This is a genomic window from Curtobacterium sp. MCLR17_045, assembly GCF_003234405.1.
GTDB lineage: Bacteria > Actinomycetota > Actinomycetes > Actinomycetales > Microbacteriaceae > Curtobacterium > Curtobacterium flaccumfaciens.
Genome location: NZ_QKTB01000004.1, coordinates 72027 through 85019, shown reverse-complemented (window position 1 = coordinate 85019; position 12993 = coordinate 72027). Strand labels below are relative to the sequence as shown.

Sequence of the window (12993 nt, the reverse complement as noted above, 5' to 3'; positions counted from 1 at the left end):
GCCGGGGAGCGCGCGCCGTCAGCGATCCCGATCGCGCGGGGCGCGCCTCCCGGCCTGGTCGTCCCGAGCGTCTCCGGAACCCTCGAGCGCCTCGATCGCCGCCACGAGACCGGCCCGTCGCGGCGACCGCCGCGGCAGCACCCCGAGCAGCGCGCGCAGCACGAGCGCGTCGGTCGCACCGTCCGGGGTGCGCGCCCACGCGAGCAGGGCGTCGACGCCGCCGTCGGCGACGACCGACTCGCGGAACCGCAGCCGCACCAGGTCCCGGACCGCGTCGACGCCGGGTGCGGCGGAGCCCGGCAGGACCGGTCCGGCGTACCGGTCGACGGCCTGGAGGCGCGCCCCGCGTTCGAGCGCGGACAGCACGCCGTCGACGTCGGTCCGGACCCCGGTCACCCGGTACGGCCGCGACGTCACGGTCACGTCCGGCGCGTGCTGCGCGAGGACGCGGCGCAGCCGGACGACCTCGGCACGCAGGGTGACGACCGCGCCCGGGTCACCGTAGACAGCGGCGGCGAGGTCGGTCGCTGCGAGGCCCGCGGGGTGCGCGGCGAGCACGACGAGCAGTTCGGAGTGCCGGGCGGACAGCTCGACCCGGCGGTCGGCGATCCGGAGCACGGCGGTGTCGGTCCCGAGCACGGTCAGCTCGGCCGACGCTACGCGGGGGGTCCGCGCCCGTGGTCGGACCGCGGCCAGGGCGAGCTGGGCCTCGGCTGCGGCGACCGTGGCGGCGAGCAGCGACAGCGTGTGCCGCTCGACGGCGCGGTCGTCGCCCGTCAGGTCGAGCACCCCGACGGTCGCACCGCTCGCGTCGTGCACCGGGACCGCCGTGCACGAGAACGGCTTGACGGCGTTCGCGTAGTGCTCGTCGGAGCGGATCTGCACCGGACGGTCGAGGCGCAGTGCCGTGCCGGGCGCGCTGGTGCCGACGCGGTCCTCCGACCAGTCGGCCCCGGGGACGAAGCCCATGTCCTCGGCGGCGCGACGCGTGGAGCGGGCACCGTCGACCCAGACGAGACGGCCCGCGGCATCCGCGACGGCGACGACGCACCCGGCCGAGCGGGAGTCGTCGAGCAGCAGCCGGCGGACCACCGGCAGCAGGGTTGCGAGGGGGCCGTCGTGCTGGACGGCGTCGAGTTCGTCGTCGCCGAGGGCGAGGACGGGGGTCGCGTCGGGATCGACCCGGGCGGACCGCTGCCACGACGCGGCGACGAGCGGGCGGAGCCGACCGGGTGCGCGCATGCGTCCTCCGATCGACCCCACCCGCCGCTCCGTCGCGACGCGTGCGGTCAGCCTACGTCCGGGCCACCCGCGGGACCAGGCCGAGATCGGCGAGCTCGGCGTCGTCGAACATCCGCGACCGGGTGAGGAACCGCTTGCCCTCCGGGACCTCGACCGAGAACCCGCCGCCCCGACCGGCGACCACGTCGATCGTCAGGTGCGTGTACTTCCAGTACTCGAACTGCGACACCGACATGTAGACCTCGACCGGCTCGAGGCCGTCCACCTGCACCGCACCGAGCAGGACGTCCCCCGGACCGGTCCGGAACATGCCGACGGGGTAGCACATCGGGCTCGAACCGTCGCAGCAGCCGCCGGACTGGTGGAACATCAGCGGGCCGTGCCGGGCGGTGAGGGTGTGCAGGAGCTCCCCCGCCGCCGGCGTCACCGCGACGCGTGCGGTTTCGGGCATCAGAAGAAGCCCATCGGTCCATCGGCGTACGAGACGAGCAGGTTCTTCGTCTGCTGGTAGTGGTCGAGCATCATCTTGTGGTTCTCACGCCCGATGCCGGACTGCTTGTAGCCGCCGAAGGCCGCACCCGCCGGGTACTGGTGGTACGTGTTCGACCACACGCGCCCGGCCTGGATGTCCCGTCCGGCGCGGTACAGGGTCGTGACGTCACGGCTCCACACCCCGGCGCCGAGCCCGTACAGGGTGTCGTTGGCCGTGGCGATCGCGTCGTCGTAGCCGCTGAAGGACGTCAGCGCGAGCACGGGCCCGAAGATCTCCTCCTGGAAGATCCGCATCGAGTTGTCGCCCTCGAACACCGTCGGCGTGACGTAGTAGCCGCCGGAGAGTTCGCCGCCCAGGTCGGCGCGCTCGCCACCGGTCAGGAGCTTCGCACCCTCCTGCTTGCCGATGTCGATGTAGCTCAGGATCTTCTCGAGCTGGTCGTTGGACGCCTGGGCGCCGATCATCGTTGACAGGTCGAGCGGGTGTCCCTGCTTGACGGCGCGGACGCGTTCCAGGCCGTCGGCGACGAACCCGTCGTAGATCTCCTTCGCCACGAGTGCCCGCGACGGACACGTGCAGACCTCGCCCTGGTTCAGGTTGAAGAACGTGAAGCCCTCGAGCGCCTTGTCGTAGAAGGAGTCCTTCTCGGCCGCCACGTCGGGGAAGAACACGTTCGGGCTCTTGCCGCCGAGCTCGAGCGTCACCGGGATGAGGCTCTGCGAGGCGTACTGCATGATCAGCCGCCCGGTCGTGGTCTCCCCCGTGAAGGCGATCTTCCGGATGTCCGGGTGCTGCGCGAGCGGTGCGCCGACCTCGATGCCGAAGCCGTTGACCACGTTGAGCACCCCGGCGGGCAGCAGGTCGCGGATGAGCTCGACGAGCACGTGGATGGACGCCGGGGTCTGCTCGGCGGGCTTCAGCACGACGCAGTTGCCGGCGGCGAGGGCCGGTGCAAGCTTCCACACCGCCATCAGGATCGGGAAGTTCCAGGGGATGATCTGCCCGACCACGCCGAGCGGCTCGTGGAAGTGGTAGGCCACGGTGTCGTGGTCGATCTCGCCGGCGGAGCCCTCCTGTGCGCGGATCGCCCCGGCGAAGTACCGGAAGTGGTCGATCGCGAGCGGGATGTCGGCGCCGAGGGTCTCACGGATGGGCTTGCCGTTCTCCCACGTCTCGGCGACGGCGAGCATCTCGAGGTGCTCCTCCATGCGGTCCGCGATCTTGTTGAGGATGACGGCACGTTCAGCCGCGCTCGTCCGTCCCCAGGCCGGGAACGCCTTCCATCCGGCGGCGACGGCCCGGTCGACGTCCGTGGAGTCACCGCGGGCCACCTCGGTGAACACCTTGCCCGTGACGGGGGTGGGGTTCTCGAAGTACTGCCCGCTGGCGGACGGCACGTACGCCCCGCCAATGAAGTGGTCGTACCGGGATCGGTACTCGACCAGGGAGCCGGGCTCGCCGGGTGCGGCGTAGCTGGTGGGCGAGGGTGCGATGGTCATGGTGGTGCCCTTTCGACGACGCTGTCGGGGCGCACGGGTCGCGCGCCTGCTCCGCACGGTACGACCGCGGGGGTTGCAGGTCGTTGCACGGTCCGGGGCTCCGACGGGTAGCGTGCTGGACACCAGCGCTGGCGATCAGGGAGGAGCGCTCGTGGATTCTCGTGCCGTCAGGACGTTCCGGGTGTTCGTCGTCGTCACCGCCGTCGTCGCCATCGCACTGGGCATCGTGGCCATCGTCTGGCCCCGCCCGTCGCTCGTGCTCGTGGCGCTGCTGTTCGGCGTGTACCTCGTCGTGGCCGGGGCGCTCCGCGTCTTCGCCGCGGTGCGGGGGCACGGCACCCGGCCGGTGTGGCGGTGGACGTCCGGCATCGTCGGCGGCCTGGTCGCGGTCGCGGGGCTCGTGACCCTGCTCGACCCGGCGATCCCGCTCGTCGTCTACGCCGTGCTCGCCGGGGTCGGGTTCCTGATCGAGGGGGTCGCCGCGATCGTCGGCGGCTTCGTCGGCCACCCGGGGTCGTCACGCGTCCCGACGGTCGTCAGCGGCGTGCTGTCGATCATCGGGGGAATCGTCGTGCTCGTCGCACCCGGACTCGCGCTGACCGTCTTCATGGTGTTCGCCGGCATCGCGCTCATCGTCGTCGGGGCCGCGGCCCTGTTGCTCCTGCCGCCGCGCGCCGCCGTCCGCCGCTAGCCGCCGCTCGCCGCCGTCCGCCGCTAGGCCGACCCGGTGCCGAAGAGCAGCCCGAGCGCGTAGGTGACGATCGCCGCGCCGAACCCGATGGCGAGCTGCCGGAAGGCCCGCTTGCCCGGCGAGGCCCCGCTGAGCACGCCGACGACGGCACCGGTGCCGAGCAGGGCGATGCCCACCAGCCCGCCGGCCACCGCGATCGCCGGCCACCCCTGCATGCCGAAGAGGAACGGCAGCACCGGGATGATCGCGCCCGAGGCGAAGAAGCAGAAGCTCGACACCGCTGCGCTCAGCCCGGTACCGACCGCCTCGTGGTCGTCCGCGACCGCGGTCGAACCGGTCGCCGGCCGCCGCTCGCCGATGCCGGACAGCACCTGCGCGGCGTGCTCGGTCGCCTCGGCCTCGGACATCCCGCGCGCGCGGTAGACCAGCGCGAGCTCGTTCGCATCGACGTCGAGGTCCGACACCGCCTTGCCGGCCTCGGGGTGCGGCGCGGACGCCTCGAGGAGTTCGCGTTGCGACCGGACGGAGACGTACTCCCCCGCCCCCATCGACAACGCGCCGGCGAGCAGGCCGGCGATGCCGCTCAGCAGCACGAAGTGCCGGTCGGCCCCGGAGGCACTGATGCCGATGATGAGCGCCAGGTTGGACACCAGACCGTCGTTCGCGCCGAACACCGCCGCCCGGAACGTGCCGGACAGCCGCATCCGGCCCCGGTTCGCGAGCCCGCGCACGACCTCGCCGTGGATCCGCTCGTCGGCGGCCATCCGCGCGGTCGCGTCCGAGTCGTCGGCGTACGGCGAGCGGTCCTCGGCGCGCTGCATGAGCGCGAGGACGAAGACCGACCCGAACCGCTTGGCGAGCACGGCGAGCACCCGGGTGCGCAGGCTCCCCCGCTGGGGACGTCCGACGTCGTCGCCGAGCAGGTCGAGCCAGTGGTCGGCGTGCCGTCCCTCGGCCTCGGCCAGCGCGGCGAGGATCTCGCGCTCCTCGCCGGAACGGCGGGCAGCGAGGTTGCGGTACACGGCCGCCTCGGCACGTTCGTCGGCCAGGTAGCGACGCCAGCGGCGGACGTCGGCGCGCGGCGCCGGGGTGTCGGATCGGAGGCTCACACCGACCATCCTGCCGCCTGCGGCCGACGTCCGGTCACCACCAGGGCCGTGGAGACGCGGCAGGGCGCGGACCGGAAGCGGTCGGCGCTGCTCGCGCCGGGCCTCCAGTCCGCGCCCTGGTGGCGACGGATCCCTCGGATCAGTCCCGGACGTAGGCCGGGGCGGCCTCGGCGTGGGCGTCGCCCACCCGGTGCACGCGCAGGTCGTTCGTCGAGCCCTCGATGCCGGGAGGGGACCCGGCCGTCACGATGACGCGGTCGCCGGGGGCGGCCAGGCCGTTCTCGAGGAGGACGTCGTCCACCTGCGAGAAGAGCTCGTCGGTGTGGGTCTTCCGCTCCACCAGGAACGAACGGACACCCCAGGTGAGGGCCATCCGGCGGCGCGTGGCCTCGTTCGGGGTGAAGGCGATGATCGGCAGACCGTGGCGCAGGCGCGACATGCGGCGGGCCGAGTCGCCGGACTCGGTGAAGACGCAGAGGTACGACGCCTCGGTGAACTCGGCGATCTCGACGGCGGCGAGGGTGATCGCACCGCCGAGCGTGCGCGGCTTGGTGCCGAGCGGGGCGATGCGCTCGAGACCGTGGTCCTCGGTGGACTCGACGATGCGGGCCATGGTGCGGACGGTCTGCACCGGGTACTCACCGACGCTCGTCTCACCGGACAGCATGACCGCGTCGGCACCGTCGAGGACGGCGTTCGCGACGTCGGAGGTCTCGGCGCGGGTGGGGATCGGCGACGAGATCATCGACTCGAGCATCTGCGTCGCGACGATGACCGGCTTCGCCATGCGGCGGGACAGCTCGACGGCGCGCTTCTGCACGATCGGGACGGCCTCGAGCGGGAGCTCGACGCCGAGGTCACCGCGGGCGACCATGATGCTGTCGAAGGCGTCGATGATCTCCTCGAGCGCGTCGACGGCCTGGGGCTTCTCGACCTTGGCGATGACCGGCAGGCGCTTGCCCTCTTCGTCCATGATCTCGTGGGCACGCACGACGTCGCTCGCGTTGCGCACGAACGACAGCGCGATGAGGTCGGCGCCCTGGCGGATCGCCCAGCGCAGGTCGGCCTCGTCCTTCTCGCTCAGCGCAGGGACGTTGACGGCGACACCGGGCAGGTTGATGCCCTTGTTGTTGGACACCGTGCCGGGGACGACCACCTCGGTGCGGACCCGCACGCCGTCGGTGTCGAGGACACGGAGGCGGACACGGCCGTCGTCGATGAGCAGCGGGTCGCCGGGCTTGACGTCCTGCGGCAGGCCCTTGAACGTCGTGCCGCAGATCTCCTTCGAGCCGGGGACGTCCTCGGTCGTGATGGTGAAGATGTCACCGACTGCCAGGTCGTGCGGGCCGTCGGCGAACCGTGCCAGACGGATCTTCGGACCCTGCAGGTCGACGAGGATCGCGACGGGCTTGCCGAGTTCTTCGGCGGCACGACGGACGTTGACGTAGTTGGCCTCGTGGACGCTGTAGTCACCGTGGCTGAGGTTGAGGCGGGCGACGTCGACGCCCGCTTCGATGATCTCCTTGACGGTCTCGTAGTCCGACGTTGCCGGTCCGAGCGTCGAAACGATCTTTGCGCGTCTCAATGGATTCCTTCGTGGTGGTGGATGGAGCTTGGGTTTCCGCGCTGTGGGGCCGCGCGGAACGAAGCGAGGCCACCAGCACCCTACCGAGTGCTGGTGGCCTCACGCTCACGGGAGCGTGAGCATCTGGTGGAGACGGTCCGCCGTCTGGCGGCGGTCCGACATCTGGTGCGCGTCCGACATTCCGTGATCGTCCGACATCAGACGGAGATCGCCCGGTCGGTCGCCTTGACCGGTGCCGGCAGGATCGTGGAGCCCTCGAGGTACTCGTCGACCTGTGCGGCCGCGGCACGGCCCTCGGCGATCGCCCACACGATGAGCGACTGCCCGCGACCCGCGTCGCCGGCGACGAACACGCCGGCTTCGTTGGTCGCGTAGTCGGCACGGCGGTCGAGCGCCCCGGAGACCGTGGTCGGCAGACCGAGCTGCGGCTCGATCGTGTCCGACTCGGGGCCGGTGAAGCCCATCGCGATGAGGACGAGGTCGGCCGGGATCTCCCGCTCGCTGCCCGCCTTCGGGACCCGTCGGCCGTCGAGGTACTCGGTCTCGGCGACCCGCAGTGCGCGGACCTCGCCGGCGTCGTTCGACAGGAACTCGACGGTGGAGGCGAGGAAGTGCCGCTCGCCGCCCTCTTCGTGCGCGCTCGTGATCTCGAACACGGTCGGGAACATCGGCCACGGCTGGTCGGACGGACGCTCGAGCGGCGGCTGCTTGCCGATCGCCAGGTTCGTCACGCTCAACGCACCCTGGCGGTGGGCGGTGCCGATGCAGTCCGCACCGGTGTCGCCGCCGCCGATGACGACGACGTGCTTGCCCTCGGCCGTGATCTGGTTGTCGACCGTCGTGCCCGCGTTCGCCTTGTTCTGCTGGACCAGGTAGTCCATGGCGAAGTGCACGCCCTCGAGGTCGCGCCCCGGGATCGGCAGGTCGCGCGGCACCGTTGCACCGGTGGCGACGACGACCGCGTCGTAGCGCGACTTCAGGTCGTCCCAGGTGATGTCCTTGCCGATCTCGACCCCGGCACGGAACCGGGTGCCCTCGGCCTGCATCTGGGCGAGGCGCGCGTCGATCTGGCGCTTCTCCATCTTGAAGTCCGGGATGCCGTAGCGGAGCAGCCCGCCGATGCGGTCGTCCCGCTCGTAGACGGCGACCGTGTGGCCGGCACGCGTGAGCTGCTGCGCGGCGGCGAGTCCGGCGGGACCGGAGCCCACGACGGCGACGGTCTTGCCCGTCAGGCGCTCCGGCGGGTGCGGGGTGACCCAGCCGTTCTGGAACGCCTGGTCGATGATCGAGACCTCGACCTGCTTGATCGTCACCGGGGGCTGGTTGATGCCGAGCACGCACGACGACTCGCACGGTGCCGGGCAGAGCCGACCCGTGAACTCCGGGAAGTTGTTCGTCTCGTGCAGACGCTCGATCGCCTGGCGGCCCTCACCGCGCCACGTCAGGTCGTTCCACTCCGGGATCAGGTTGCCGAGCGGGCAGCCCTGGTGGCAGAACGGCACGCCGCAGTCCATGCAGCGGCCGGCTTGGCGCTTCAGGACACCGGACTCCTGCTGCTCGTAGACCTCTTTCCAGTCCATGAGCCGCACGGGCACGGGTCGCCGGGGCGGGAGTTCGCGTTCCTGGACCTTCAGGAATCCCTTGGGGTCAGCCACCGGTCACCTCCGAGGTCGTGTCGGGCACTGCCTGTTCCGGACGTGCGTGACGCTCAGCCACCGGTCACCTCCATGATCCTGTTCCAAACGATGTCACCGTCGGGGTCGAGCCCCTCGTCGACGGCTTGTCTGCGCGTCTCGAGCACCGCCGCGTAGTCGCGCGGCAGCACCTTGACGAAGTCGCTCAGGTCTCCGGACGCCAGCAGGTCGGACGCGAGCGTCGACCCCGTCTCGTCGGCGTGCCGGGTGAGCAGGTCGGTGACGATCTCGACGTCGGCGCTGTCGAGCGCCTCGAGCCGGAGTTCGCCGGACGCCAGGGCGTCGGTGTTGACGTGCTCCTCGCGGAGCCCACGGACGTACGCCGTTCCACCGGACATGCCGGCACCGAGGTTCCGGCCGGTCTCGCCGAGGATGAGCGCGAGCCCGCCCGTCATGTACTCGAGCGCGTGGTCGCCCACGCCCTCGACGACGGCCGTGGCACCGGAGTTCCGCACCAGGAAGCGCTCGCCCACGATGCCGCGGATGAACATGCTGCCCTGGGTGGCGCCGTACCCGATGACGTTGCCGGCGATGACGTTCTCGGCGGGGTCGAAGCCCGAACCGGCGTCGGGACGGACGACGATCTGGCCGCCGGAGAGCCCCTTGCCGACGTAGTCGTTGCTGTCGCCGATGAGCCGCAGCGTGATGCCCGCCGGCAGGAACGCACCGAGCGACTGCCCGGCGGAACCGCGCAGCGTCACGTCGATCGAACCGTTCGGCAGGCCGTGCTCGCCGTGCCGCAGGGTCACCTGGTGGCCGAGCATGGTGCCGACGGCGCGCTCGGTGTTGCGGATGGGCAGGTCGAGCGCGATCGAACCGCCGTGGTCGAGCACGTCCGCGGTCTGCTGGATGAGCTGCACGTCGAAGTGCTGGTCCAGCTCGTGGTCCTGCTCGCGGTGGTGGCGGCGCGGTTCGGCGTCGTCGAAGTGCGGTCCCTTGAGCACCGGCGCGAGGTCGAGGCCCGACGCCTTCCAGTGCTCGACGGCACGGTCGACGTCGAGCGCGTCGGTCTGCCCGATGGCCTCGTCGAGGCTGCGGAAGCCGAGCTCGGCGAGGAGCTCGCGGACCTCTTGTGCGATGAACTCGAAGAAGTTCACGACGAACTCGGGCTTGCCGGAGAACCGCTTGCGGAGCTCGGGGTTCTGCGTGGCGACGCCGACCGGGCAGGTGTCCAGGTGGCAGACGCGCATCAGGATGCAGCCCTCGACCACGAGCGGGGCGGTCGCGAAGCCGTACTCCTCGGCCCCGAGCAACGCGGCCACGACCACGTCGCGTCCGGTCTTCATCTGCCCGTCCACCTGCACGACGACGCGGTCGCGCATGCCGTTCAGCATGAGCGTCTGCTGGGTCTCGGCCAGGCCGATCTCCCAAGGGGTGCCGGCGTGCTTGAGCGAGTTGAGCGGGCTCGCGCCGGTGCCGCCGTCGTGGCCGGACACGAGCACGACGTCGGCCAGGGCCTTCGTCACGCCGGCCGCGACCGCACCGATGCCGGACTGGCTCACGAGCTTCACGTGGACGCGGGCGGCCGGGTTGGCGCGCTTGACGTCGAAGATCAGCTGCTTGAGGTCCTCGATGGAGTAGATGTCGTGGTGCGGCGGCGGCGAGATGAGGCCGACGCCCGCGGTGGCGTGCCGGGTGCGGGCCACCCACGGGTAGACCTTGGCCGGGGGCAGCTGACCGCCCTCGCCGGGCTTCGCGCCCTGCGCCATCTTGAGCTGGATGTCGGTGGCGTGCGTGAGGTACATGCTCGTCACGCCGAACCGGCCGGAGGCGACCTGCTTGATCGCGCTGCGGCGCTCGGGGTCGAGCAGGCGGTCGACGTCCTCGCCGCCCTCACCCGTGTTCGACCGGCCACCGAGTCGGTTCATCGCGATGGCGAGCGTCTCGTGGGCCTCCTTCGAGATGGACCCGTAGGACATCGCACCGGTGTTGAACCGCTTGACGATCGACTCGATCGACTCGACCTCGTCGAGCGCGATGGGCTTCCGAGCGCCCTGCTTGAACCGGAACAGCCCGCGGAGCGTCATGAGCTGTTCGGACTGGTCGTCCACGGCGCTCGAGTACTCGCGGAAGATGTCGTAGCGGCGGGCACGGGTGGCGTGCTGCAGGCGGAACACCGTGTCCGGGTTGAACAGGTGCGGCGGGCCCTGACGGCGCCACTGGTACTCGCCACCGATCTGCAGTCGCTCGTGCGAGAGCACCGCGCCGTCCTGCGGGTACGCCTGGGCGTGCCGCTCGGCGTTCTCCTTGGCGATGACGTCGATGTCGACGCCGCCCAGGATCGACGAGGTGCCCGTGAAGTACTTGTCGACGAACTCCTGGCTGAGCCCGACGGCCTCGAACGCCTGCGCACCGGCGTAGCTGGACACCGTGGAGATGCCCATCTTCGACATGATCTTCAGCACGCCCTTGCCGAGCGCCTTGATGACGTTCTTGACGGCCTGCTCCGGGGTGATCCCGGGGATCATGCCGGCGCGGACCAGGTTCTCGCAGGTCTCCATCGCCAGGTACGGGTTGATCGCCGAGGCGCCGTACCCGATGAGGGTCGCCACGTGGTGGACCTCGCGCACGTCGCCGGCCTCGACGATCAGCCCGACCTTCATGCGCTGCTCGGTGCGGATCAGGTGGTGGTGGACCGCGGCGAGGAGCAGGAGGCTCGGCACCGGTGCCTGCTCGGAGTTGCCGTCGCGGTCGGACAGCACGATGAACTGTTTGCCGGACTCGATCGCGGCGTCGACCTCGTCGCACACGGCGGCGATGCGCTTCTGCATCGCCTTCTTGCCGGCGTCGACGCGGTACAGGCCCTTGATCGTGACGGTCAGGTGGCGACCTGACTCGGTCTCGAAGTGCTGGACCTTGGCGAGCTGGTCGTTGTCGATCACGGGGAAGTCGAGCGTGATCTGCTTCGCGTGCTCGGGACCGGCGGAGAGCAGGTTGCGCTCCGGACCGAGTCCCATCCCCATCGAGGTGATGACCTGCTCGCGGATCGAGTCGAGCGGCGGGTTGGTCACCTGCGCGAACTGCTGCGTGAAGTAGTCGAAGAGCAGGCGCGGACGCTCCGACAGCACGGCGATCGGGGTGTCCGATCCCATCGCCCCGAGGGGTTCGGCACCCGCTGCCGCCATCGGGCGCAGCAGGATGCGGACTTCTTCCTCGGTGTACCCGAACGCGCGCTGACGACGGGTGACCGACGCCGGGGTGTGCACGATGTGCTCGCGCTCCGGCAGGTCGTTGAGGTTGATGCGTCCGGCTTCGAGCCAGTCGCCCCACGGACCGGAGGCGGCGAGCTCGCGCTTGACCTCGTCGTCCTCGATGATGCGGCCGGCCTCGGTGTCCACCAGGAACATCCGGCCCGGACGCAGACGGCCCTTGCGCACGACCTTGGCGGCCGGCACGTCGATGACCCCGGTCTCGGAGCCCATCACGATGAGGCCGTCGTCGGTGACCAGGAAGCGTCCGGGGCGCAGGCCGTTGCGGTCGAGGGTGGCGCCGACGAGCGAGCCGTCGGTGAAGGTGATCGCGGCGGGGCCGTCCCACGGCTCCATGAGCATCGAGTGGTACTCGTAGAATGCGCGGAGGTCCGGGTCCATCCCGACCTGGTTCTCCCACGCCTCGGGCACCATCATCGACACGGCGTGCGGCAGGGTCCGGCCGGTCAGGGTCAGCAGCTCGAGGACCTCGTCGAACGAGGCCGAGTCACTCGCCCCCGGGCTCACGATGGGCAGCAGCGGGGCCATGTCGCCGAGCAGTTCGCTCTCGAGCTGCGACTGGCGGGCGCGCATCCAGTTGCGGTTGCCGCGCACCGTGTTGATCTCGCCGTTGTGGGCGATCGTCCGGAACGGCTGTGCGAGCGGCCACGACGGGAACGTGTTCGTGGAGTAGCGCGAGTGCACGATCGCGAGCTTCGAGGCGAAGCGCTCGTCGCTGAGGTCCGGGTAGAACGGCTCCAGCTGGAGCGTCGTGACCATGCCCTTGTAGACCATGGTGCGGCTCGACAGCGACATGAAGTACAGGTCGTTGTCGTGCTCGGCACGCTTGCGGAGCCGGAAGGCCTGGCGGTCCAGCGCGATGCCGCTCCACGAGGCACCGTGCACGTCGTGCCGGATGGAGGCGACGAAGAGCTGCTCGAACGCCGGCATCGCGGCACGGGCGAGCGTGCCGAGGACCTCCGGACGCACCGGGACCTCGCGCCACCCGAGGACCTTGAGGCCCTCTTCGCGGGCGAGTCGCTCGACGGCGCCCTTCACCGCGTGGCGGGCGTCGTCGTCCAGGGGCAGGTAGGCGGTGCCGACGGCGTACTCCCCCGCTGCCGGCAGCTCGAACGGCACGACGGCCCGCAGGAACTCGTCGGGCACCTGGCACAGGATGCCCGCGCCGTCACCGGTGCCCGCGTCGGACCCCACGGCACCGCGGTGCTCGAGGTTCCGGAGCGCACCGAGGGCCGCGTCGACGATGTCGTGCCCGGGCGTGCCGCGCAGGGTCGCGACCATCGCGAGACCGCAGGCGTCCTTCTCGTTCGCCGGGTCGTACATGCCCGTCGCGTCCGGGATCGCGGAGAAGCGGCGGTGCGGCGGCACGAGGCTCGTCGGTGCCGAGGGCTGGGTTGGCTGGAGCGCCATGGGGAACCGTCCTCACGAGGAAGTGGAACAGGGACAGCGGTGGCCCGGTGGTGCGTTCCGC

Annotated in this window: 8 protein-coding genes; 1 reads left to right on the top strand and 7 read right to left on the bottom strand. The window is 71.0% G+C overall.

From position 1 onward, the window contains the following. Positions 1-18: 18 nt before the first annotated feature. The 3 genes from DEJ05_RS04765 to DEJ05_RS04755 are packed head-to-tail and all read right to left on the bottom strand — an operon-like array spanning position 19 to position 3234. Positions 19-1242 carry a helix-turn-helix domain-containing protein gene (locus DEJ05_RS04765; RefSeq protein WP_146245021.1) on the bottom strand — a complete coding sequence of 408 codons (1224 nt, stop codon included), beginning with the start codon at positions 1240-1242 and terminating at the stop codon, positions 19-21. A gap of 52 nt (positions 1243-1294) precedes the next feature. Next, positions 1295-1693, bottom strand: a complete 399-nt coding sequence (locus tag DEJ05_RS04760) for a DUF779 domain-containing protein (protein WP_111109877.1) — start codon at positions 1691-1693, stop codon at positions 1295-1297. Further along, positions 1693-3234, bottom strand: coding sequence for an aldehyde dehydrogenase family protein (locus DEJ05_RS04755; RefSeq protein WP_111109876.1), 1542 nt, complete (start codon positions 3232-3234; stop codon positions 1693-1695). Before DEJ05_RS04755 ends, DEJ05_RS04760 begins: the two co-directional genes overlap by 1 nt. Before the next feature lie 151 nt (positions 3235-3385). On the opposite strand from DEJ05_RS04755, the gene DEJ05_RS04750 reads away from it, so the two are divergent. Then, on the top strand, positions 3386-3925 hold the full coding sequence (locus DEJ05_RS04750) for an HdeD family acid-resistance protein (protein WP_173033968.1): 540 nt from the start codon (positions 3386-3388) through the stop codon (positions 3923-3925). A gap of 23 nt (positions 3926-3948) precedes the next feature. Here the strand turns inward: DEJ05_RS04750 and DEJ05_RS04745 are convergent, their stop codons facing one another. The 4 genes from DEJ05_RS04745 to gltB all read right to left on the bottom strand — a co-directional run bounded on the left by DEJ05_RS04745 (position 3949) and on the right by gltB (position 12932). Further along, positions 3949-5043: a VIT1/CCC1 transporter family protein gene (locus tag DEJ05_RS04745; protein WP_111109875.1), complete on the bottom strand. Its 1095-nt coding sequence runs from the start codon at positions 5041-5043 to the stop codon at positions 3949-3951. Between the two features lie 130 nt (positions 5044-5173). Beyond that, positions 5174-6619 (bottom strand): pyruvate kinase, encoded by a 1446-nt coding sequence (gene pyk / locus DEJ05_RS04740; protein ID WP_017887208.1) that lies wholly within the window; start codon positions 6617-6619, stop codon positions 5174-5176. Between the two features lie 197 nt (positions 6620-6816). Further along, the gene (locus DEJ05_RS04735; RefSeq protein WP_111023053.1) at positions 6817-8274 is read right to left on the bottom strand and encodes a glutamate synthase subunit beta; all 1458 of its coding nucleotides are present in this window, start codon (positions 8272-8274) and stop codon (positions 6817-6819) included. 53 nt (positions 8275-8327) lie between these two features. Continuing rightward, the gene (gene gltB, locus DEJ05_RS04730) at positions 8328-12932 is read right to left on the bottom strand and encodes a glutamate synthase large subunit (RefSeq protein ID WP_375334829.1); all 4605 of its coding nucleotides are present in this window, start codon (positions 12930-12932) and stop codon (positions 8328-8330) included. Positions 12933-12993: the final 61 nt, after the last annotated feature.